A 21,986-nucleotide genomic window follows, 5' to 3' on the forward strand; every position below is an offset into this window, starting at 1 on the left:
GTAATAAAAGTACAAACTCCTACGGCAGTAACCTTACTCGCCGTTAATATTGTTTTAATGTATAGCGTGGTGTTCAATGACTAAATCAACTTACCCTATGGCGTGCGTATTAATTACCGGTTTTACTCCTTTTGATGGCGAAACCATTAACCCCTCTTGGCAAGCAGTGCAAAAGCTCGACGACCATATAATAATGAAACATAGAGTATGTGCTATTGAGTTATCGTGTGAGTTTAATACCTCTATTGCGCAATTACACCAAGCGATAGAGGCCCATAACCCGGCGATAGTTTTATGTGTTGGCCAAGCTGGTGGACGTAGCGAAATATCTATAGAGCGTATTGCGATTAATATAGATGACGCTCGCATTAAAGATAATGCCGGTAAGCAACCTATTGATACCCCAATTGCAAAAAATGGCCCCGATGCTTATTTTAGCAATTTACCAATAAAACGTATGCTAAGCGCCTTACATGAAAGTGATATTCCTGCGGCCATTTCTAATACTGCCGGTACTTATGTGTGTAACCATGTGATGTATGGTTTGCTGCATTATATAAACGAAAACTATACAAAAATGAAAGGCGGCTTTATTCATATTCCTTATTTACCAAGCCAAGCAGTGCACCATAATGGCGCACCAAGCATGAGTGAAGAAGTGGTAATAAATGCGCTAAAAGTAATGATAGCTGAAGCTTTGAGCAATGAGCGCGATGTAAAAATAGCAGCCGGCACCACACATTAATCATTTTGGTGCAATACGAGCTATGTTGGTGCATAAATTATTCTTATTATTTTGTAAATGCGGTGTGACTTACGTTATTAATTCTGCTAAAACAAAGGTGAGTCGCAGAGTTTTTTTGCTCTGCAATACACATAAAAACAAGAATGAGGGGTAGTCTATGTGTTCAATTTTTGGGGTGTTAGATATAAAATCTGATCCCGTACAGTTGCGTACGCAAGCCATCGAAATGTCGAAGTTATTAAGGCACCGCGGCCCTGATTGGTCGGGTGTTTATGCATCGAAAAAAGCAATTTTAGTACATGAACGCCTAGCTATTGTAGGGGTTTCTAGCGGTGCACAGCCTTTATATAATCCAGAAAAAACACATATTTTAGCGGTAAACGGTGAAATTTATAATCATAAAGAATTAGCGGCAAATTTAACCACCGATTTTACCTTTCAAACAGAATCTGACTGCGAAGTTATTTTAGCGCTTTACAAACAAAAAGGTGCCGACTTTTTAGATGATTTAAATGGCATTTTTGCATTTTGTTTATACGATGAAGAAAATGACAGTTACCTTATTGGCCGCGATCATATTGGTATTATTCCGCTTTACACCGGTCACGATGAACACGGTAACTTTTACGTAGCTTCAGAGCTAAAAGCCCTTTCACCAATTTGTAAGCACATTGAAGAATTTCCGCCTGGGCATTACCTAAGCAGTAAAGATGGCGAGCTTAAAGCGTATTACAAACGCGATTGGCAAAGCTTTGACGCCGTTAAAAATAACAGCGCAAAGGCCGAAGATGTGAAAAGCGCACTAGAGGCTGCCGTTAAACGCCAGCTTATGTGCGACGTGCCTTATGGCGTATTACTCTCTGGTGGCTTAGATTCGTCGCTTATATCGGCTATAACCCAGCGTTTTGCGGCAAAACGAATTGAAGATAACGACGAAAGCGATGCATGGTGGCCTAAATTGCATTCTTTTTCTGTTGGCCTTGAGGGCTCACCTGATTTAGCCGCGGCTAAAAAAGTAGCCGATATGATAGGCACTATTCATCACCCTATTATATTTACTATTGAGCAAGGTATAGATGCCCTGCGCGAAGTGATTTATCACATAGAAACATACGATGTAACCACTATTCGTGCCTCTACACCTATGTATTTAATGGCCCGACAAATTAAAGCCATGGGTATTAAAATGGTGCTATCGGGCGAAGGAGCAGATGAACTGTTTGGTGGCTATTTGTATTTTCATAAAGCGCCGAATGCACAAGAGTTTCATGAAGAGCTTAACCGTAAAGTATCTAAACTGCATATGTTTGATTGCCTACGTGCCAATAAATCGATGGCAGCATGGGGAGTTGAAGCACGCGTACCATTTTTAGATAAAGAGTTTGTGGATGTGGCAATGCGTATTAACCCACAAGCTAAAATGTGTACAGAGGGAAAAATAGAAAAGCATATTTTACGCGAAGGCTTTGCAGATTATTTACCAGAGGAAGTATTATGGCGTCAAAAAGAGCAGTTTTCAGACGGTGTAGGATATAACTGGATTGATACCTTAAAAGTGTTTGTAAACGAGCAAGTGAGCGATCAAGAGCTTGCCAATGCAAAGTTTAAATACCCTATAAATACCCCCGATTCTAAAGAAGCATATTATTACCGCGCTATTTTTGAATCTCACTTTCCTGGTGATGCCGCCGCTAAATGTGTGCCTTATGGCAAATCGGTAGCGTGCTCTACGCCCGAAGCGCTGGCATGGGATGCGTCGTTTCAAAATAATGCTGACCCTTCTGGACGTGCCGCGCTCATTCATAACGATGCGTATGCTAGCAAAAGCTAAGCGAATTTGTTTAGCGCCACACAAGCCTGCATGGCTTGTGTGCCGCTTTATAACACTCGCATCGTCCCAAGCTGTTTTTAATAACCACACAGCTAACTTAGCCGGTTCAAGTGCTTTAATTATTATTTATAAAAATGGCTTAACCTCTAAATTAATGCAATATATTGCGTCAAAATCGAATCATCCTGCGACTGTATTTTTAAATCAAAATGAGATAACTAAACCTTATTGTAAAATTCGCTGGTTTAACCAAACAAGTGAAATTAAGCGCTGTGGGCATGGCACTTTGGCTGCAGCTAACTTTTTACTTCATTATTTTTCTTATTGCCCACAGGTATTTATTACAAGCTGTAATGAGCGTTTTAAAATAAAAATTAACAGGCAACAAACTCAGTTGGTATTAGCAAGTATTGAGTCGATAAAATCCCCCTGCTACTGTAAATTACAGCAAGTATTTTCATTATCAATAAAAGCCGCGTACAGCAGTGCCAATAAAAACGGTTACACCTTGTTATTGTTCAATGCACAAGACGATTTAACATGCTTACAAGTTGATTTTAATGCCCTAAGTCACCTGCATAAAAATGCGGTTATTGCGCTAACAGTACAAAATACTCAAGCACAAAATGCCACTGCACATTTTAGATACTTTGCCCCGCAGTTTGGTGTAAACGAAGATACCGCAACGGGTTCAGCAGTATCGGTTATTGCGCCATTATTATTTAGACTATACGGTTTAAATAAAGTTACGCTTATACAGCAATCGCCTAATGGCGCGTTGTTAAACTATAAACTTAACAACGGCCAAGTTGTTATTTACTAATAATTTATAGCGGCCTTAATAGGCATAAGGCAAAGTAATTATTATCGTCTTGCCATGTTTGCTCTAAACTTAAATTAGCTTGTGCCGCAAGCTGTTTAAACGATTCTAGGGTGTACTTATGAGAATTTTCGGTATGAATACTTTCATCTTGTTTAAAATTAATTTGTTGGTTATTAATTATCACTGTTTGCTCGCAAAGGCTCACTAAGTGCATTTCTATGCGGTTATGCTGCTCGTTATAACGTGATTCATGGTTAAAATTGGCTAAGTTAAATGATCCATTTAGTTCGTCATTGATTCGTTGTAATAAGTTTTTATTAAATGCAGCGGTTACACCGAGTTTATCGTCGTATGCATCTAACAGTACTTGGCGCTGTTTTACCAAGTCAATCCCGATTAAAACATAGCCATTTACACCACATAAATGCTGAAAGTTTCTCATTATTTCAATGGCTTTAAGCGTGTTAAAATTACCTAAGGTGGAGCCCGGGAAATACACTAAATTAGTTTGGCTATCGAGGGCGGTTTCTTTAATAAGCTGTTTAACCATTGCGCTATCGGTAAAGTCGCCTAATAACGGAGCAATAACCAGTTCAGGGAATAATGGCGATAAATGCGCTAATGAATAGTTAAGCATTTCTGTAGATATTTCGAACGGTACAAACGTTTTTACTTTGCTCATATGAGCTAATAAGTGGGCAATTTTTTTGCCTGAACCACAACCGGGTTCTATTATTGATAAGCTTTCAGGTAGGATTTGTGCAATCTCTTTTGAGTACCTTTCTAAAATAGCCAGCTCAGTACGGGTTACGTAATACTCTTGCAGCCTTGTTATTTGCTCAAATAATGCAGCCCCCTTGTCGTCATAAAAATATTTACAGGGGAGTGATTTTTGTTGCTGGGTTAAGCCACTTATTACATCTGTTAAAAACTCACAGTTGCTTATAGAGGTATTTATACTGCACTGCTTTATTGTTGTCATTTGGCTCATGTTTTATCCTTAGCGAGTCTTATACCACTACACATCCAGGCTTGATGGGGATAATAAAAGTTTCTGTAGGTTGTACGTAAATGATTAGCAGGAGTTAACACGCAACCGCCACGTAATACCATTTGATTGCTCATAAACTTACCATTGTACTCTCCTGCCACGCCTGCAATTGGCTTAAAACCTGGGTAAGGTAAATAAGCACTGTTTGTCCATTGCCAGCAGCTATCTGTAAGCTGCCCAATAGCAGCGCTACTATCGGCCATATTTGGCAATAAAAGTGACGTGTGCGCTGTATTACTTGGTGCGTGTTGCTGGGCTGCATATTCCCATTCAAACTCTGTGGGCAGGCGTGCATTAACAAAACTTGCATAAGCGCTGGCCTCATAATAACTAACATGACAAACCGGCGCGGCTAAGTTAAGGGGTAATAATCCGTAATGGGTAAACTCAAACCACTCCCCGTTTATATAATGCCAATACAATGGCTGTGTTAAATTATTAGCCTGTATATGTGCCCAGCCGTCACTTAGCCAATGTTGCGGGTTGCTATAGCCTGAGCTATTAATAAAGCCTAAATACTCTGCATTAGTCACTAATCTATTAGCAAAGCTAAATGGATGAACCAGCACAGAGTGCTTAGGTTGTTCGTTATCGTAGGCAAATTGGTTTTCAGCATTGCTCCCTATATTTATAATTGCTTGGTCAAAGTTTATAAACTTTATAGCGGCACTGGATTGCTGGTTTGGTACTTGAGTTGGCTTTAGTGATTGGTACGCAGGAAATATTGGGTTAATAGAAAAGTTATACTTAATATCCATCAACATTAGCTCTTGGTGTTGTTGCTCGTGATTTAGGCCAAGAGTAATTATTTGCTCTATTTCTGGGGTTATTGCAGTATTTAACACGCTTATAACAGCTTCATCAATATATCGTCTGTATGCTATTACGTCATCAAGACTCGGCCTCGATAGGCTGCCTCTGTTGCCCCGCTTAAATTGCTCACCAATTCCGTTGTAGTAAGAATTAAATAATATTTTAAACTCAGGGTTAAATACTTTGTAATTACGGCTATGAATGCCAAGTAAAAATGTTTCAAAAAACCAACTGGTATGCGCAAGATGCCATTTACTTGGGCTTACGTCGGCCATTGCTTGTAATTGACAGTCTTCTGCACTTAACGCACTAATGAGTGATAGGCTATATTTACGTACCGATTTAAAATGCTCAATAAGCTCATTTTTTCCAACTAAATGTTTAATATCATTAGTCATAGTCGCAATTTACTCCTTTAACTACTTTACTGTTAAAATATAACCTAATGTTAAATCAAATACTAAGTATTCCTAGATTAAAGGGGCGTTTATATTAGGCACCTTTAATTAGCAGCTTATTAGTATTTACATACTCCGTGACAGTAATTATTTACCTATGTGTTTTTATAATTCTGATTTCGGATAATATGCGCTGATTCATAAGTGTTCTCGTATATGTATTAGTAAATAGTAAACTAATTTAACAAGTTAGAGAGTGTTTGTTTTTTATACTTAAAAGCAACAAATATCATCATTTTGACTATAATATCAGCAGTCTAAATACAAAATCATTTACATTTAGTATTTAACTCATACACTAGTAAAGTTAATGATCAAAAATCAGATTAGTTAGTCTTCTAATTATTTGTGTTTAAACTAATATAATTACAAGACTAATATAATTAATTACGACACTGGGTAACATCCAGGGTTAGAACAACAAATGAGGTATTGCATGAGCGAAGAGCATGACAAATATAGTATTGATAGTACGGACTATACCGTAGGTCAAGACAACGTACAAAAATGGGGGTTAGATATACATAACTCTGTTTTCGGCATAAGTGCTGGTCTGATTGTCATCTTTTTGATCGCTATTTTAGTTACCGATCCACAAACAGCTAAGTCTGCACTTGATAGTATAAAAACAGATATTATTAATAACTTTGATGCCTTATTTATGTGGGCTGCTAACTTTTTCGTTATTTTTTGTTTAGCACTTATTGTATCGCCTTACGGTAAAATACGTTTAGGGGGAGATGATGCAGTACCTACTCACTCTCGCCTTTCATGGTTAGCTATGTTATTTGCTGCAGGTATGGGTATTGGCTTAATGTTTTGGGGTGTTGCAGAACCGCTTGCTTATTATACTGGCTGGTTTGAAACACCTTTAAATGTAGCTCCTAATACACCAGAGGCAGCAAAACTAGCAATGGGCGCAACTATGTTCCATTGGGGTCTACATCCGTGGGCTATTTATGCAGTTGTCGCACTTTCACTTGCATTCTTTACTTATAACAAAGGCTTACCACTGTCTATCCGTTCTATTTTTTATCCTATTTTAGGTGATAGAGCGTGGGGATGGCCTGGCCACCTTATCGACATTTTAGCTGTGCTTGCAACACTCTTTGGTCTTGCAACTTCACTAGGGTTAGGAGCACAACAAGCCTCTGCAGGTATAGATCATGTATTTGGTACCTCTGGTGGTGTTGGTTCACAAATTTTAGTTATTATTGGGGTTTCACTTTTAGCTATTATTTCGGTAGTTAGAGGGATTGATGGCGGAGTAAAAGTACTTAGTAATGCCAATATGTTAATTGCCTTGGTTTTACTTGTGTTTGTATTTTTAGTTGGCTTTGCTGTTGCTATAGGTAATGTTCCTACTACCATAATGGGCTATGTAGAAAATATTATTCCCTTAAGTAATCCTCATGGTCGTGAAGATGAAACCTGGATGCATGGCTGGACTGTATCGTACTGGGCGTGGTGGATTTCCTGGTCACCGTTTGTAGGTATGTTTATTGCGCGTGTTTCTCGTGGTCGTACTATACGTGAATTTTTAATTGCGGTATTACTAGTGCCTACTGCTGTTACTATTTTATGGATGTCTATATACGGCGGTATTGCTATTGATCAGGTGGTTAATAATGTAGGTGAGCTAGGTACTAACGGCCTTACTGAAGTACCACTTGCTATGTTCCAAATGTTTGATGCATTACCTTTGTCTAACATTTTATCGTTTGTAGCGATTATTTTAGTATTGGTGTTTTTTATTACGTCATCGGACTCTGGTTCATTGGTAATTGATTCGATCACGGCTGGTGGCAAAATTGATGCACCTGTACCACAACGTATCTTTTGGGCTGTAACCCAAGGTGCGGTAGCTGCCGCACTACTTTGGATAGGTGGAACTGAAGCTATACAAGCGCTGCAAGCTGGCGCTATATCTGCCGGGTTACCTTTTACTATTGTATTGTTGTTTATGTGTTTAAGCTTACTGTTGGGCTTACGTACTGAGCCTCGTACTAAAAAGTAACCGTACTTACTACCCTTACTGGTAATTATAAAAAGTACTAATAAAAACGCCGCAAATTATGCGGCGTTTTTTATAGCTATAAAATAAAGTTTATATCCACAAATCATCTATCGGCGTATCTAAGCGATAATGATGACTCAGCTGCGCTTGTAACAACTCAGCTGTGGCCAATGCATCAGTTAGGGCATTATGGTTATTATACGCAGGAAGTGAGTAGCGCTTACGACAATCATTTAATCGCAACGAGCCTATTTTAGAGTTAAATAACCGCCCTATTAAACCCTGGCGTGCTGTTAATGCTCTTTTTTCAATATCCATAGTGTCAACTAACGCAAACTCTATGCCTTCGTGCAGCCTAAGTAACAACGCATTATTTAAAAATGGCCGCTCAATTGCTGCATAATGTACCACCACGACTTTACCGCTTAGCGCGGCAAGCAAAGGCTCAATAATACGATTAAAGTCTGGTGCATCATCAACCTCTGAGTGCGTAATACCATGAATGATTATTGATTCTTCATGTAAGTTTCTGCGCGGTTGTACTACCCAATGGCGGCTGTGCTTGCAGTATATTCGCTGTAAGTTAAAAGGCACTAAACCCACACTCACTATGTCATCTGCTTCGCTATCTAAGCCGGTGGTTTCAAAATCCATCGCTACAAATGGCACATCAGCTATTGCTGCAGCAGGCTGATTAAAAGCCGATGCATAAAACTGCTGTAACAAGGCATTTTCACTGCTATTTGCTAATTGCTGATACCTAAGCGACCAGTCAACTATTGCTTGCTTTTGCTTGCTCATAGAAAAATCACTTCACATTTGTATTTGAAATAAAGCTAAATTTTAGATAGTTTTGCGCTTTTTCAAGAATCGCAAATGCCTCTTTTAAATTACGCTGCTCAAACGGTGAAAGTTGATGTGGATCTAAATTATTATCGGGCTCTTCACCTTGCTCTATTTGTAATGCTTGATGACGAATTCGCATCATAGCTATATACTCCAGCGCATCTCGTAAATCTTGTGCTTTACCCTCGGGTAAACTTTTTGCGGCAATTATATCCTCAAGGCGGTCAAACGAGTTTTGTTTGCGTGAACCAATCGCTAATGCATGCACCCGTATAACATCCGAAAGTGGTGCGGTACCACGGCGTTTTAAGTTCATTGAGTGCTTATGCTGGCCGTTATGCTCTAAAACAAAACCTTTGAAGAACCCAAGAGGCGGCGTTCGATTACGCGCATTAGCAGCCATATTTGCCAAAAACACCCTATTTGCTTTACTTTGTTTAGCAACAAAGACTTTGAGCTCATCGGCCCATTTTGTTTTACCCCAAACGCCGTCCAAATCAAAAAATATAGAGCTGTGTAATAACGTTTGTGGTTTTGGTTTTGCTATCCAATCTGCAAATTGCTCAAACCATTGAGAGCGAGTTTTACGCCACTTTTTAAATGACGCCATAATTTCGCCATCGCAATAGGTGTAGCCGCATTGTGCTAAACCATCACAAACAAAATCAGCAATGTTTTGAAAGTACTCGTTATGTAACTCATCGTTGTAACTGTCATCTAAAATAAGCGCATTATCTTGATCCGTTACTATAAGTTGCTCATCGCGCGCCATGGAGCCTAAAGCAATAAAACAATAAGGCACGGGAGCTGGCCCATACTTTTCTTCAGCTAATATTAATAACCTTTGCTTAAAAGTACGGCCAATCACTGCCATGGCTGTACCAACCATATGAGAGTTTGCATCTTCGTTAACCATACGCACAAATACATTAGGTAACTGGCGGGCATAATGGGTTAAGTCTTCCACTGATTGCTGGGCCAAAATACCACGCACTAATAACAAGCTACTTTGCGACTCGTAACGTAAAATATCAGACAGTGATATTACCCCAATCGGCCTGCGTTTTTGCACTACCGGCAAATGATGCAGGCTGTCTCTTAACATAGCTAATACAGCTTCGAAAACGTAGGCATTAGCATCTAAAATTACTAAGTTAGTAGACATAATATGCTGTGCTTGAGTATCAAACGACAACCCTGGCGCAACCACTTTATTACGTAAATCTCGGTCGGTAATTATGCCAACTACTTGGCCATCATCCTCTTCCGGGTCGTCGTTAACGGGCTTATTTATATCTGTAACCAGTACTGATGAAACCGCTTCTTCACTCATTAATTTAGCAACATCTTGCACCGTAGAAGTGGTTAATACCGTCACTACATCACGATGAATAAGCGACTTTACTTTTGCTGTCGTTAAATCGTTACTGTCGGCTTGCTCAACAATAGCTTGGTGCAAACGTACATTGCCATCGGTTTCAAAGTAATCAGCAAATGCATCAAACTCATCGCAATAACGATTAAACAGTTCAACATTAATGCAGTAAACCAATGTGTCTTCTAGTGCAGTGGCCGGAAAACGCACTTTGCGGTTCATCAATAGGCCCATTTGGCCAAATATTCCACCCACGGCTAAACGATTATAAAGCTCGCCATTACGGCGATACATTTCTACCGAGCCGCTTCTTATAACGTACAAGTCGGCAATATCTTGGCCTAACTGTAAAATCTCTGTTTGCGCTCTAAAGTAAGCAACTTCAACTTGTTGCGCCAGCTCGTTAAGCGCTTTAATGGGTAAATCGTTAAAAGGGGGATGCTGTGCTAAAAACTGCGCTATTTCTATTTGTTCGGCTTGCATAGTTGCTTCCTACATAGCGATATTATGATGTGTTTTATACTAATTTAATGCAATTGGTATTACCTAAAGACTAACATTACCAATCTTAGGTTAAAACATATAGTGGATACAAAAAAAGAGTCAATAATGACTCTTTTTAAATTAATTTAATAAAATATTATTTACTACGTTGGGCTTGTTTTTTAGCGTTTTTAGCCTCTTTACGTTGCTGTAAAATAGCTTGTGCTTCATTACCAATGTGGCCTTCGCCACGCGCTTGTGCAAGCTCTATTTGCTTTTGTCGCTCAGCAAAACGTTCTCTCTGCTCATCGCTTACATTATCAATACAATGGTGACACGACACGCCTTCCATATATTCAGCTTTTAACTTTTCGTCTTCGGTGATTGGCATACGACACGCATGACATTGGTCATACGAGCCTTTTTGTAAGTCGTGATTAACCGCTACACGATTATCAAATACAAAACATTCGCCTTCCCACATGGTTTCATCTTTTGGTACTTCTTCAAGGTATTTTAAAATACCGCCTTCAAGATGGTACACTTCATCAAAGCCTTGCTCTTTCATATACGCTGTTGATTTTTCACAGCGGATACCGCCAGTACAAAACATAGCTACTTTTTTATGCTTGCTTGGATCAAGGTTTTCTTTAGCCCACTGCGGAAATTCACGGAATGTTTTGGTGTTAGGATCAACTGCGTTTTGAAAGGTACCTATTTCAATTTCGTAATCGTTGCGGGTATCTATAAGTATCACTTCTGGGTCTGAAATTAATGCGTTCCATTCATTTGGCTTAACATAACTACCCACTACTTTTAGCGGATCGATGCCCTCAACCCCCATAGTCACAATTTCTTTTTTTAGTTTTACTTTGGTGCGGTAAAATGGGCATTCGTCATCGTAAGATTCTTTAGTAACAATGTTATTAAGGCTTGGCTGTTGTTCAAGCCATTTAAGAAGATTATCTATGCCAGCACGTTTAGCTGAAACCGTACCATTAATACCCTCAGAGGCGATTAGTAAAGTACCGCGAACTTCATTTGCCTCCATTACATCTAGTAATGGTTTTCTAAGCGCTTCAAACTCAGGTAATGCTACAAATTTATACAGTGCACACACTATAAAGTGCTCGCTGGTTAAATTGTCTTTATGAACAGCCGTCATATTTATTCCTATTTTGCTTTTTAATATATACCGAATCGTAAATCCGGCGCATCTTGGGCGCGTATTTTACGCTTTTTGTGATTAAATGCAAAAATTAGCCTTATAATTTGCATTTTACTGTTAGCCATACGCCTCTGTGGGCTATAATGCGCCGATAGAATTAAGATATAACTTGCTCATTTTGGAGAAACACACCTTGCACTTTACTGATCTTGGGATTGATAATCGCCTTGAAACACAACTAGCACACCAAGGGATCACCCAGCCTACCGACATTCAAGCACATGCAGTGCCTACAGCACTTGCAGGGCATGACATTTTCGCCCAGTCTAAAACAGGGTCAGGCAAAACCTTGGCGTTTTTATTACCCGCTGTTCAACGAGTAATGAAACAAAAAGCACTCAGTAAACGCGATCCTCGGGTACTTATTGTTGCTCCGACACGTGAGCTTGCTACGCAAGTATTTACACAACTGCGTTTATTAATCGCAGGTACAAACATTAAAGCCGTAAAAATACTCGGCGGCGAAAATTTTAATGACCAAATTAAAGCGCTTAGAAACGATCCGCAGTTTGTAGTTGCAACACCAGGTCGTCTAGCCGATCACCTTACAAAGCGTACGTTACAATTGAGCGGTCTTGAGCTGCTTATTTTTGATGAAGCAGACCGTATCCTAGATTTAGGCTTTACCGAACAACTTAAAATGATTAATGACTTGGCCGATCATCGCCTGCGCCAAACATTATTGTTTTCGGCTACACTAGATCATGCACAAGTAGATGCACTATCACGCAACTTATTAAAAAAGCCTAAGCAAATAATGCTCAGCGCTGCAAACGAGCAACACTCAGATATTAAACAAAGCTTATATCTTGCTGATCATCTTGATCATAAAGAAGCCTTACTTGAGCACTTTTTGAATCAAGACGATGTTGGCCAATGTATTATATTTACAGCTACCCGTGCAGATACCAGCCGTTTGAGCGAAGCGCTTTGCGCTAAAGGTTTTAAAGCACAGCCATTAGCAGGTGATTTAGCACAAAATAAGCGTCTCGATATTATGGATGCATTTAGCCGCGAAAACTTCAAAATATTAATAACCACAGATGTTGCGTCACGTGGCTTAGATTTACTCAGTGTTACCCATGTTATAAATTTTGATTTACCTAAACACGCTGAAGAATATGTTCACCGAATTGGGCGAACAGGTCGAGCTGGTTTTAAAGGCAGCGCACTGTCGTTAGTAGGCCCTAAAGATTGGCCAAGTTATTTAGCAATTAAAGCATTCTTAAATGATGAATTAAAGTTTGATAGCGTTGATGGTTTAAAAGCTAAATTTAAAGGGATTAAAGAAAAGAAACCAGTTGCAGTTTTAGCCACAGAAAAAACAGTAGCAGCTAAAAAGCCAGTGTTTAAACGCAAAGCTAAGCCTAAAAAACCATCTGCACCCATTAAAGCCCCTATTAATATTGATGGCGATACTCCTATGCGCCGTAGAAAAAAGCCTGAACAGGAATAATTATGAGTTACCTTGGAACCACACAAACCTTATTTGTAAAAGAAGTTAGTAACGAAGGTGCTTACCTAGACGGCCACGATTTAGGCGAAGTATTTTTACCAAAACAAGAAATAAAACATGAGCTTGAAGCTGGAGATAGCATTAGCGTATTTATATTTTTAGATAATGCTAATTTACCTACAGCAACAATTAAAAAGCCTCATGCACAAGTAGGTGAATATGCCCTACTGCGTGTTAAAGAAATTAATAGTATTGGTGCCTTTTTAGATTGGGGCTTAGAAAAAGATGTACTAGCGCCGTTTAATGAGCAAAAACCGCGTATGCAAGAAGGTCATTCGTATTTAGTGCGTTTGTACCTAGACAATGCCAGTAAGCGTATTTGTGCATCAAATAACTTTAATCGTTTTTTATCTAAAGATGAGCCGCAATACACCCATTTACAAGAAGTCGATTTGATCATAGCGGGTAAAACTGACATTGGTTACAAAGTCCTTATTGAAGAATCTCACTTTGGTGTTATTTTTTACAATATGGTATTTAAAAGCTTATTTGTAGGGCAAAAACTAAAAGGCTTTATTCAAAAAGTGCGTGAAGATGGCAAAATTGACGTTGTATTAGAAAAACCAGGTATGGCTAAAGTTAGTAATCTTGGCGATGTTATAATGGAAAAGCTAAAAGAGGAAGGTGGCGTTATTGCTTTAGGTGATAAGTCTGATCCTGAAACAATTAAGAAAATATTTTCGACCAGTAAAGCTAATTATAAAAAGGCAATTGGTGGATTATTTAAACTAGGATTAATAGAAATTGAAGCGAAATCCATTCGCTTAAAATAACAATTTATTATTATGCGTTGAGTGTAGCCTAAGTGCTGCACTTAGCGCTTATAACTAACCTTTCACTACCCAATAATATATTTATACGGCAAAGTACATTGTGTATATTGCTTAGCGTAATTGAGCACTTCTTCTTTATTTTGCAAATTTAATGGCGCTAAACGAAATACTTTATCTTCACAATCTCGTTTAAGGCTATCATGGCTATCTACACATTCGTGTGAAGTTACATGCTGTTGACTTAATCTATCCTCATTTTTATAACAAAGGTGATAAGCGTAATTTTGCATTGTTTGTTTAAAATCGAATATATTTACGGGATATATAGCAACAATATCCGTAACTGTCGTTACTCCATCATACACTTTACTAGAAAAAACATATTTGTTTACTGAAAATCCAGCAACAATAATCACTATAGAACCTAACATTAGTCTCAAAATAAAACCCTTACTGCATTTTGATTTTATTAATGTAACATAAAACAAACATCTCGCAAGGGTTCTGGCAATAAAGTCTGAACTTTTGTTAAATTATTCTATAGATTTATTAACATCTGCCAAAACAGCAACAGGATTGTCTGCTTGAGTAATTGGACGTCCGATCACCAAGTAATCGCTGCCTGCATCTATAGCTTGTTTAGGAGTCATAATGCGTTTTTGATCGCCAGCATCACTCCCTACTGGGCGAATACCAGGCGTTACTAGCTTAAAGCCTGCGCCTAACTCTGCTTTTAATTGTTGTGCTTCTTGAGCAGAGCAAACAACACCATCAAGTCCTGCTTCTTTTGCCAACTTCGCTAAATAAATAACTTGCTCTTGTGGTGTTTTTTCTACGCCTAAACGCTTTAACTCTGTCTCATCCATACTCGTTAGCACGGTAACAGCAATTAATAATGGTGCTTTATCGCCAAATGGAGCTAGTGCTTGTTTAGCTTTGCTCATCATCTCAAAGCCACCACTTGCATGCACATTAACCATCCATACACCCATTTTTGCCGCCGCAGTCACTGCTTTTGCCACTGTGTTAGGAATATCATGAAATTTTAAATCTAAAAATACATCAAAACCTAAATCAATTAACTCTTTTACAAATGCAGGGCCAAAGTAAGTAAACATTTCTTTACCTACTTTAAGGCGACATGAATCGGGTGATAGCTGTTTTACAAAGTCTAAAGCGGCTTGCTGATCATCGTAATCGAGTGCAATAAGAATTTTTTTTGATTTTTCGAAAGGCATAACTATCCTACTTTATAGCGAAAGTGTTATTTGAAAACTAAAAGATTAAAATCCGTCTAAGCCCTTGCTTGGTACAGTAGTTTCCCAATGCTTACAAGAAGGACAATTCCAATAAATTGTATAACTAGTAAAGCCACAATGCTGACATTGAAAGTCTGGTTTGGTGGCAATATAAGAAGTGACCAGTTTATCTATTTGGTCGAGCACCTCTTTAGTATTTTTATCTTGAGCGCCCATTAGTTGTAATAAAAAACTAAACCCGCGTATGGTTGGTTGGCGCTTTAAGCTATCAGTTAAAAACTCAAAAGCTTGCTCTGTATTACCTTGCTCTAACAAAGCTTGGCAATGTTGTATTTTTATTAGCACGCCACCTTTGTCGAGTAACTCACTGATCAGCTGATGAAATTGATGAGTTAAATTTAGATGCTTATAACAATGTGCTAATTTATCGACAAATAAAGGAGCAAAAAATGTAAATTGGCAAATTAATTCGCGCCAATAGTAAATTGCCTTTACGTAGTCTTCTTTAGTATATGCAGACAAACCAAGTTCATATAAAGGACGTATCGCTTTATGATTCAAACTAATGGCTTTGCGCATTAATGAGGGGTTATTATCACTTAACGCCAGCTCACAGTAAAAGTTAGCTATGGCTTTAAAGTGTTGTTCTTTTGAAAATAATTCACTATGCGCTTCAAACATATTAATCCCTTTTTGCCACTCTCGGGTTTGCGAATATAGAGTGATAATAGGATCTAATGCTTCACTGTGGTCCATTTTAACAAGCCAAACTAAATGCTCTTCGGCACTATCTAATAGCCCAGCCATAACATAATCTTCTGCTAATTCTAAACGACTAGCAGCAGCTTGTTGCTCATTAAGGCTTGGGTGTTTTAAAAGGAGTTCGTGAATTTTTATTGCGCGGTCTAGCTCGCCTCTGCGGCGAAACATAGTTGCAAGCGTTGAATAATGTTCAACCGAGTCAGCTGCAACTTCTAGTAAATTAATTAAATGTTCAAGGCCTTGATCTTCTTCCCTGTCGAGTAAAAACTTTAAGCCTTTACTATATTCAGAGGTGATCTGCCGATTAAATTGATGAGCTTGATTTTTAGCACTGTTTTTTCCCATTATCCAGCCGTAACCGGCAGCCACAGGAAGTAGTAAAAATAACAGCTCAATCATAATTATGAGTCTTTATCAGCAGCAGGCTTTTTTTTACTTTGTTCAGGTGCTAACTGTTTTTTTAAACGATAATTTTGCCACTTAAGTTGTGAAAATAATTTAAAGCTTACAAAACAACCAATTACAACACCTAATAAAAAGCAAATACTTATTATAACGGCTAAAGGCAATGTATTGCTGGCTATAATATAGTTTATTTGTACTAATTGTGGATTTTGAGAACCCAATACAAATGCACTTATCAAGCAAAGTGCAACCAGAATAATTTTTAATACCTTAAACAAGTACCCTACTCCAATAAGTTAACTAGGCAATGCTTTCGTTTACACGATCACGTAATTCTTTACCTGGTTTAAAATGTGGTACATGTTTACCATCTAGCTCTACTGTTTCGCCAGTCTTAGGGTTACGACCGGTACGTGGAGCGCGATAATGCAAAGAAAAACTACCAAAACCTCTGATCTCAATACGATCTGAAGAAGATAATGAGCCGGCCATTTGTTCAAGAATTTCTTTTACTGCATTTTCAACATCTTTCACTGGAACGTGTGCGTGTTGCTGTGCAAGTGTTTCTATCAGTTCTGACTTAGTCATAGCATTTCCTTAAAAGAAATAATGGAAGGGCATAAACTGCCCTTCCAATTAAAGACTGATTAATTAGTCTTTTTGTGCATTTGCGAAAGCAGCAGCCATTGCGTTTTCAAACACTGGCTCGTCTTTCTTAAGCTTTTCTATTACTTCTTTCTCTTCAGCTTCGAAAAGAGCTTTAACAGATAAGCTTAAAGTGCGGTTCTTGCGATCAACACCAACATATTTAACTTCAATTTCGTCGCCTACAGAAACAACAGTAGTTGCATCTTCAACGCGCTCTTGAGCGATATCAGCTACACGGATGTAACCTTCAACGCCTTCGATAAGTTCAATAGTTGCGCCTTTAGCATCAACTTCAGTCACTTTACCTTTAACAATAGCACCTTTTTTGTTTGCATCAAGGTAGTTATTGAATGGGTCAGCTTCGATTTGCTTAACACCTAGAGAGATACGTTCGCGCTCTGGGTCAACTTGCAATACGATAGCAGTGATTTCGTCGCCTTTCTTGAATTCACGTACAGCGTCTTCGCCAGGTGTATTCCAAGAAATGTCTGAAAGGTGTACAAGACCATCAATACCACCGTCAAGACCGATAAAGATACCGAAGTCAGTGATTGATTTGATCTTACCAGTAACTTGGTCGCCTTTGTTTTGTAGACGAGCAAATTCCTGCCAAGGATTAGCAATACATTGCTTAAGACCAAGAGAAATACGACGACGTTCTTCGTCGATTTCAAGAACCATAACTTCAACGCTGTCGCCAAGGCTAACAACTTTTGAAGGATGGATGTTCTTGTTAGTCCAATCCATTTCAGAAACGTGAACTAAACCTTCAACGCCTTCTTCGATTTCCACGAAACAGCCGTAATCTGTAAGGTTAGTAACACGACCAGAAAGTTTAGAACCTTCTGGGTAACGACCAGCGATAGCTGCCCATGGATCTTCGCCAAGCTGTTTAAGGCCTAGAGATACACGAGTTTTATCTTTGTCGAATTTAAGAACTTTAACTGCGATTTCGTCGCCAACATTAACGATTTCTGAAGGGTGCTTAACACGCTTCCACGCCATATCAGTAATGTGTAGTAGACCATCAACACCACCAAGGTCAACGAATGCACCGTAGTCAGTAAGGTTCTTAACGATACCTTTAACTTCTTGGCCTTCAACAAGGTTAGCAAGAAGCTCTTCACGTTCTTGTGAGTTTTCAGATTCGATAACTGCACGACGTGAAACAACAACGTTGTTACGTTTTTGATCAAGCTTGATTACTTTAAATTCAAGCTCTTTGCCTTCAAGGTGAGTTGTGTCACGTACTGGACGAACATCAACAAGTGAACCAGGTAGGAAAGCACGGATTGAATCAACTTCAACTGTGAAACCGCCTTTAACTTTACCGTTGATAACACCAGTAACAGTTTCTTGCTCTTCACATGCTTTCTCAAGACGGATCCACGCTTCGTGACGCTTCGCTTTCTCACGAGAAAGGATAGTTTCACCGAAACCGTCTTCAATTGCATCTAGTGCAACATCTACTTCGTCGCCAACAGCAACTTCAAGTTCACCAGCAGCATTTTTGAACTGCTCAGCAGGGATAGCACTTTCTGATTTAAGACCAGCATCTACAAGTACAATGTTGTTCTCGATTGAGATTACTGTACCTTTAACGATAGAGCCTTGCTCTGCTTCAAAACCCTTTAAGCTTTCTTCAAATAACTGCGCAAAATTTTCTGACATACGAATATACGTCTCTATATATTATACCAATAAGCAACCATGCTGCATGGGGTTGTTAAAATAGCACTGGCATCCTGCTGGTGCATAAAATGTGTTTAGCTTCGTTTAGGAAGCCGACCTTCAGAGATAGCCGTATCCAATAAAGTTAATACCTTATCATATACTTGCTGTGCATTAAGCTCGCTAGTATCAAGCTCAATAGCATCCTCTGCAGGCACAAGTGGCGCAACGGCACGATTCATATCGCGATCATCACGCTCTTGAATGTCTTTTAATAGACCACTCAGTGTAACATTAAGACCGCGAGCATTCAACTCAACAAAACGTCGTTTGGCGCGTTCTTGTGCACTGGCGGTTAAAAATATTTTTAGCGGTGCATCTTTAAAAACCACAGTACCCATATCACGACCATCAGCAATTAGACCTCGTTCAGTTCTAAATGCGCGTTGGCGACGTAATAACGCTTCGCGTACGCGAGGTAGTGCTGCTACTTTTGATGCTGCAGCCCCTACTTCTTCGTTACGGATTGTAGTGGTTACATCCTCACCTTCTAAAACAACCTTTGCTGCATTAGTTTGACTATCTACCAAAAACTGCACATCTAAGTTAGCAGCTAAGGGAACTAATGCATCTTCGTTATCTAATGCGATTTGATGGTGAAGTGCCGCTAGAGATAAAACGCGGTAAATTGCGCCACTATCAAGTACATCCCATCCCAACTTTTCGGCTAACAAGCGACAAACAGTTCCTTTACCTGAACCACTTGGGCCATCTACGGTGATCACGGGCATTAATAACGCCTGCATTTAAACCTCCTACAATGCACACCTAAGTAAACCGCAATATTATACGTCAGTTATTTAAATAGATCGCTATTAGTGTGTAACTTTTTATTAATTAACATCAAAAACCTACTCACTAACTGATGCTAATACATTGAAAAATGTCGGAAATGTTTTATAAGTACACTTAGGATCATTAATCGTGATTGGCTTTCCACCTACGGCAACCATAGCAAAACACATGGCAATGCGATGGTCATCGTAAGTATCAATTGCTACATCGTTAAAGTGTTTCGGGGGAGTGATTTCTATAAAATCGTGCCCTTCTACAACTTCTGCGCCCACTTTTCTGAGCTCAGTTGCCATAGCGTGTAGTCGATCGGTTTCTTTTACGCGCCAATTATAAATATTACGAATAGCCGTTGGCCCTTTAGCGAACAGAGCCACAGTGGCTAATGTCATTGCTGCATCAGGTATGGCATTTGCGTCAATATCAACACCGTTTAATTGGCCTTTACGAACAACTAAACGCTCATCATACCAATCTATTTTAGCGCCCACTTGTTCCATTACTTTAGCAAAGCCAATATCGCCTTGCACCGATTTAGCACCAACCCCTTTAATTTCAATTTCGCCACCGGCAATTGCAGCTGCAGCTACAAAGTAAGATGCAGAAGACGCATCGCCTTCAACCATAATACGTTCAAGTGACTGGTACTGTTGACCACCTTTTACGGTAAAAGTTGCATAATTACTATGCTCAACTTCTATTCCAAAGCGTGCCATTACATCAAGGGTAATATCAATGTAGGGTTTAGATACTAAAGTGCCTTTAATCGTTATTTTGGTATCACCATTAAACAGTGGTGCAGCCATTAGTAATGCAGTTAAAAATTGACTTGATATACTGCCGTCAATTGCAACTTCACCACCGTTAATTTGCCCACCTATAATTTTAAGCGGTGGGTAATCTTTATTTTTGCTGTAAGTAATATCACCGCCAAGTGCTTGCAGCGCATCGACTAAATGCCCTATTGGGCGCTCTTCCATGCGTGGCTCGCCAATCAGTTCGTACTCACCTGCAACCGCAGCAAGTACAGCGGTTAAAGGACGGTAAGCTGTGCCTGCATTACCTAAAAACAAAGGCTCTCTTGGGGTTTTAAATACCCCACCAACACCTTGTACTGTAGCAACTGTTCGCTCTTGGTTTAAACTAACGTTAACACCTAATAATTGTAACGCGCCCAACATATGGCGTATATCGTCGCTATCAAGTAAGTTTTCAACAACAGTAGTGCCATTTGCTAATGCCGCTAATAACAATATACGGTTTGATAAGCTTTTTGAACCCGGCAGAGTGACGCTGCCATTAACACGCGAAATAGGTTCTAAGCGTAATTGTTCCATTAGCTATTTTCCTTTGCAAAAGCAGCCATAAAATCAACAAGCGCTTGCACGCCCTCAAGTGGCATTGCGTTGTAAATACTGGCGCGCATTCCACCTACAATTCTATGGCCTTCGAGTGCTAGCAAGCCTGCTTCGTTTGATTGAGCAACAAACTTACTGTTTAAGCTTTCATCATTTAACCAAAAAGGGACGTTCATACGCGAGCGACTATGCTTAGCTACTTTATTAGAATAAAAATCAGAATTATCGATAAAATTATAAAGTAGTTCAGCTTTTGCAATATTTTGTGCTTCCATGGCTTTTACACCACCATTTTGCTCAAGCCATTGGAATACTTCAGCCGCTAAATACCATGCAAATGTTGGTGGCGTATTAAACATACTGCCCTGCTTGGCCTCTAGTGCATAATCTAAAATACCTGGTTTAGGAAGCCCTTCACGTGCTAGTAATGTTTTACGTACGATAACGATTGCAATGCCCGAAGGACCTATATTTTTTTGTGCGCCAGCGTAAATTAAATCAAATTGATTAACGTCAATTTCACGCGATAAAATAGTTGACGACATATCTGCAATAATTGGCGCTGTTGGATGACTCGGTACATCAAAAATCTCTAAGCCATCAACGGTTTCGTTAGGGCAATAGTGAATGTACGACGCATCTGCAGGCAACTGCCAGTCAGCCACTGCTTTAATCGAAAATTGACCATCGGTATCGTTACGGACATCGATAGCAGTAGTTTGGGTAAACTTATTTGCTTCATCCGTTGCACTTTTTGACCATACGCCGTTTTCGCAGTAAACCGCTGATTTATTTTCCTGATGTAAATTTAATGGCACAGCACTAAATTGACCGCGACCGCCACCATGCATAAACAGCACTTCAAATTCATCGCTAATATTCATTAAACGACGCAGGCTCGCTTCACATTTTTTAGTGAGCGCTAAAAACTCTTTACTACGGTGACTCATTTCCATCACCGATACACCCAAACCTTGCCAATCTATAAATTCTTGTTGTGCTTTTTTCATTACTGCTGGCGGTAACATGGCCGGCCCCGCACAAAAATTATACTTACTCATTACCTTTTCCT

Annotated in this window: 21 protein-coding genes; 7 read left to right on the top strand and 14 right to left on the bottom strand. The window is 39.3% G+C overall.

The window, feature by feature from the left end:
- Positions 1-3: 3 nt before the first annotated feature.
- From AAEZ22_RS05485 to AAEZ22_RS05500, 4 genes are all read left to right on the top strand, one after another.
- Positions 4-84 (top strand): hypothetical protein, encoded by an 81-nt coding sequence (locus AAEZ22_RS05485; RefSeq protein WP_303394021.1) that lies wholly within the window; start codon positions 4-6, stop codon positions 82-84.
- A complete protein-coding gene (gene pcp, locus AAEZ22_RS05490; protein ID WP_011328121.1) occupies positions 77-745 on the top strand; it encodes a pyroglutamyl-peptidase I in 669 nt (222 codons plus the stop codon). The genes AAEZ22_RS05485 and pcp overlap by 8 nt, the downstream gene beginning before the upstream one ends.
- Positions 746-902: 157 nt before the next feature.
- Positions 903-2,576, top strand: a complete 1,674-nt coding sequence (asnB, locus tag AAEZ22_RS05495; protein WP_086996100.1) for an asparagine synthase B — start codon at positions 903-905, stop codon at positions 2,574-2,576.
- Entirely contained in the window at positions 2,560-3,399 is an 840-nt protein-coding gene (locus tag AAEZ22_RS05500) for a PhzF family phenazine biosynthesis isomerase (RefSeq protein ID WP_193038530.1), read from the top strand. The genes asnB and AAEZ22_RS05500 overlap by 17 nt, the downstream gene beginning before the upstream one ends.
- A gap of 4 nt (positions 3,400-3,403) precedes the next feature.
- Here the strand turns inward: AAEZ22_RS05500 and egtD are convergent, their stop codons facing one another.
- Entirely contained in the window at positions 3,404-4,390 is a 987-nt protein-coding gene (gene egtD, locus AAEZ22_RS05505) for an L-histidine N(alpha)-methyltransferase (RefSeq protein WP_192532038.1), read from the bottom strand.
- Positions 4,387-5,661 (bottom strand): ergothioneine biosynthesis protein EgtB, encoded by a 1,275-nt coding sequence (egtB, locus tag AAEZ22_RS05510; protein ID WP_192532039.1) that lies wholly within the window; start codon positions 5,659-5,661, stop codon positions 4,387-4,389. Before egtB ends, egtD begins: the two co-directional genes overlap by 4 nt.
- 496 nt (positions 5,662-6,157) lie before the next feature.
- On the opposite strand from egtB, the gene AAEZ22_RS05515 reads away from it, so the two are divergent.
- On the top strand, positions 6,158-7,738 hold the full coding sequence (locus tag AAEZ22_RS05515; RefSeq protein WP_011328116.1) for a BCCT family transporter: 1,581 nt from the start codon (positions 6,158-6,160) through the stop codon (positions 7,736-7,738).
- Between the two features lie 90 nt (positions 7,739-7,828).
- Here the strand turns inward: AAEZ22_RS05515 and AAEZ22_RS05520 are convergent, their stop codons facing one another.
- The 3 genes from AAEZ22_RS05520 to trhO all read right to left on the bottom strand — a co-directional run bounded on the left by AAEZ22_RS05520 (position 7,829) and on the right by trhO (position 11,607).
- The gene (locus AAEZ22_RS05520) at positions 7,829-8,539 is read right to left on the bottom strand and encodes a 3'-5' exonuclease (protein ID WP_011328115.1); all 711 of its coding nucleotides are present in this window, start codon (positions 8,537-8,539) and stop codon (positions 7,829-7,831) included.
- A 7-nt stretch (positions 8,540-8,546) separates the two neighbouring features.
- Positions 8,547-10,442 carry a putative nucleotidyltransferase substrate binding domain-containing protein gene (locus tag AAEZ22_RS05525; RefSeq protein WP_011328114.1) on the bottom strand — a complete coding sequence of 632 codons (1,896 nt, stop codon included), beginning with the start codon at positions 10,440-10,442 and terminating at the stop codon, positions 8,547-8,549.
- 157 nt (positions 10,443-10,599) lie between these two features.
- The gene (trhO, locus tag AAEZ22_RS05530) at positions 10,600-11,607 is read right to left on the bottom strand and encodes an oxygen-dependent tRNA uridine(34) hydroxylase TrhO (RefSeq protein WP_011328113.1); all 1,008 of its coding nucleotides are present in this window, start codon (positions 11,605-11,607) and stop codon (positions 10,600-10,602) included.
- 196 nt (positions 11,608-11,803) lie between these two features.
- On the opposite strand from trhO, the gene AAEZ22_RS05535 reads away from it, so the two are divergent.
- Both AAEZ22_RS05535 and AAEZ22_RS05540 read left to right on the top strand, forming a co-directional pair.
- Positions 11,804-13,126 (top strand): DEAD/DEAH box helicase, encoded by a 1,323-nt coding sequence (locus AAEZ22_RS05535; protein ID WP_011328112.1) that lies wholly within the window; start codon positions 11,804-11,806, stop codon positions 13,124-13,126.
- 2 nt (positions 13,127-13,128) lie between these two features.
- Complete coding sequence (locus AAEZ22_RS05540; RefSeq protein WP_058373336.1) at positions 13,129-13,959, top strand: CvfB family protein; 831 nt, start codon at positions 13,129-13,131, stop codon at positions 13,957-13,959.
- Between the two features lie 65 nt (positions 13,960-14,024).
- On the opposite strand, the gene AAEZ22_RS05545 is transcribed toward AAEZ22_RS05540, so the two are convergent.
- From AAEZ22_RS05545 to serC, 9 genes are all read right to left on the bottom strand, one after another.
- Entirely contained in the window at positions 14,025-14,399 is a 375-nt protein-coding gene (locus AAEZ22_RS05545) for a hypothetical protein (RefSeq protein WP_182677664.1), read from the bottom strand.
- A gap of 93 nt (positions 14,400-14,492) precedes the next feature.
- Positions 14,493-15,197: an orotidine-5'-phosphate decarboxylase gene (gene pyrF, locus AAEZ22_RS05550; protein ID WP_011328109.1), complete on the bottom strand. Its 705-nt coding sequence runs from the start codon at positions 15,195-15,197 to the stop codon at positions 14,493-14,495.
- A 45-nt stretch (positions 15,198-15,242) separates the two neighbouring features.
- On the bottom strand, positions 15,243-16,379 hold the full coding sequence (lapB, locus tag AAEZ22_RS05555; protein ID WP_086996072.1) for a lipopolysaccharide assembly protein LapB: 1,137 nt from the start codon (positions 16,377-16,379) through the stop codon (positions 15,243-15,245).
- A 2-nt stretch (positions 16,380-16,381) separates the two neighbouring features.
- A complete protein-coding gene (locus AAEZ22_RS05560; protein WP_086996069.1) occupies positions 16,382-16,663 on the bottom strand; it encodes a lipopolysaccharide assembly protein LapA domain-containing protein in 282 nt (93 codons plus the stop codon).
- A 22-nt stretch (positions 16,664-16,685) separates the two neighbouring features.
- A complete protein-coding gene (gene ihfB, locus AAEZ22_RS05565; protein WP_011328106.1) occupies positions 16,686-16,973 on the bottom strand; it encodes an integration host factor subunit beta in 288 nt (95 codons plus the stop codon).
- A 63-nt stretch (positions 16,974-17,036) separates the two neighbouring features.
- Entirely contained in the window at positions 17,037-18,704 is a 1,668-nt protein-coding gene (gene rpsA / locus AAEZ22_RS05570) for a 30S ribosomal protein S1 (RefSeq protein WP_011328105.1), read from the bottom strand.
- Positions 18,705-18,799: 95 nt separating this feature from the next.
- Positions 18,800-19,510 (bottom strand): (d)CMP kinase, encoded by a 711-nt coding sequence (gene cmk / locus AAEZ22_RS05575; RefSeq protein WP_011328104.1) that lies wholly within the window; start codon positions 19,508-19,510, stop codon positions 18,800-18,802.
- A 105-nt stretch (positions 19,511-19,615) separates the two neighbouring features.
- Positions 19,616-20,893, bottom strand: a complete 1,278-nt coding sequence (gene aroA / locus AAEZ22_RS05580) for a 3-phosphoshikimate 1-carboxyvinyltransferase (protein ID WP_011328103.1) — start codon at positions 20,891-20,893, stop codon at positions 19,616-19,618.
- Entirely contained in the window at positions 20,893-21,975 is a 1,083-nt protein-coding gene (gene serC / locus AAEZ22_RS05585) for a 3-phosphoserine/phosphohydroxythreonine transaminase (RefSeq protein WP_011328102.1), read from the bottom strand. The genes aroA and serC overlap by 1 nt, the downstream gene beginning before the upstream one ends.
- Positions 21,976-21,986: the final 11 nt, after the last annotated feature.

This window comes from Pseudoalteromonas sp. 20-MNA-CIBAN-0454 (assembly GCF_040308685.1).
In the GTDB taxonomy this organism is placed as follows: Bacteria; Pseudomonadota; Gammaproteobacteria; order Enterobacterales; family Alteromonadaceae; genus Pseudoalteromonas; species Pseudoalteromonas nigrifaciens.

Bases quoted from the DNA above. Each gene is read 5' to 3' on its own strand.
- egtB (WP_192532039.1), bottom strand. From the start codon at position 5,661: ATGACTAATGATATTAAACATTTAGTTGGAAAAAATGAGCTTATTGAG.
- AAEZ22_RS05500 (WP_193038530.1), top strand. From the start codon at position 2,560: ATGCTAGCAAAAGCTAAGCGAATTTGTTTAGCGCCACACAAGCCTGCA.
- aroA (WP_011328103.1), bottom strand. From the start codon at position 20,893: ATGGAACAATTACGCTTAGAACCTATTTCGCGTGTTAATGGCAGCGTC.
- cmk (WP_011328104.1), bottom strand. From the start codon at position 19,510: ATGCAGGCGTTATTAATGCCCGTGATCACCGTAGATGGCCCAAGTGGT.
- ihfB (WP_011328106.1), bottom strand. From the start codon at position 16,973: ATGACTAAGTCAGAACTGATAGAAACACTTGCACAGCAACACGCACAC.
- AAEZ22_RS05525 (WP_011328114.1), bottom strand. From the start codon at position 10,442: ATGCAAGCCGAACAAATAGAAATAGCGCAGTTTTTAGCACAGCATCCC.
- asnB (WP_086996100.1), top strand. From the start codon at position 903: ATGTGTTCAATTTTTGGGGTGTTAGATATAAAATCTGATCCCGTACAG.
- AAEZ22_RS05515 (WP_011328116.1), top strand. From the start codon at position 6,158: ATGAGCGAAGAGCATGACAAATATAGTATTGATAGTACGGACTATACC.
- rpsA (WP_011328105.1), bottom strand. From the start codon at position 18,704: ATGTCAGAAAATTTTGCGCAGTTATTTGAAGAAAGCTTAAAGGGTTTT.
- AAEZ22_RS05540 (WP_058373336.1), top strand. From the start codon at position 13,129: ATGAGTTACCTTGGAACCACACAAACCTTATTTGTAAAAGAAGTTAGT.
- AAEZ22_RS05520 (WP_011328115.1), bottom strand. From the start codon at position 8,539: ATGAGCAAGCAAAAGCAAGCAATAGTTGACTGGTCGCTTAGGTATCAG.
- serC (WP_011328102.1), bottom strand. From the start codon at position 21,975: ATGAGTAAGTATAATTTTTGTGCGGGGCCGGCCATGTTACCGCCAGCA.
- lapB (WP_086996072.1), bottom strand. From the start codon at position 16,379: ATGATTGAGCTGTTATTTTTACTACTTCCTGTGGCTGCCGGTTACGGC.
- pyrF (WP_011328109.1), bottom strand. From the start codon at position 15,197: ATGCCTTTCGAAAAATCAAAAAAAATTCTTATTGCACTCGATTACGAT.
- trhO (WP_011328113.1), bottom strand. From the start codon at position 11,607: ATGACGGCTGTTCATAAAGACAATTTAACCAGCGAGCACTTTATAGTG.
- pcp (WP_011328121.1), top strand. From the start codon at position 77: ATGACTAAATCAACTTACCCTATGGCGTGCGTATTAATTACCGGTTTT.
- egtD (WP_192532038.1), bottom strand. From the start codon at position 4,390: ATGAGCCAAATGACAACAATAAAGCAGTGCAGTATAAATACCTCTATA.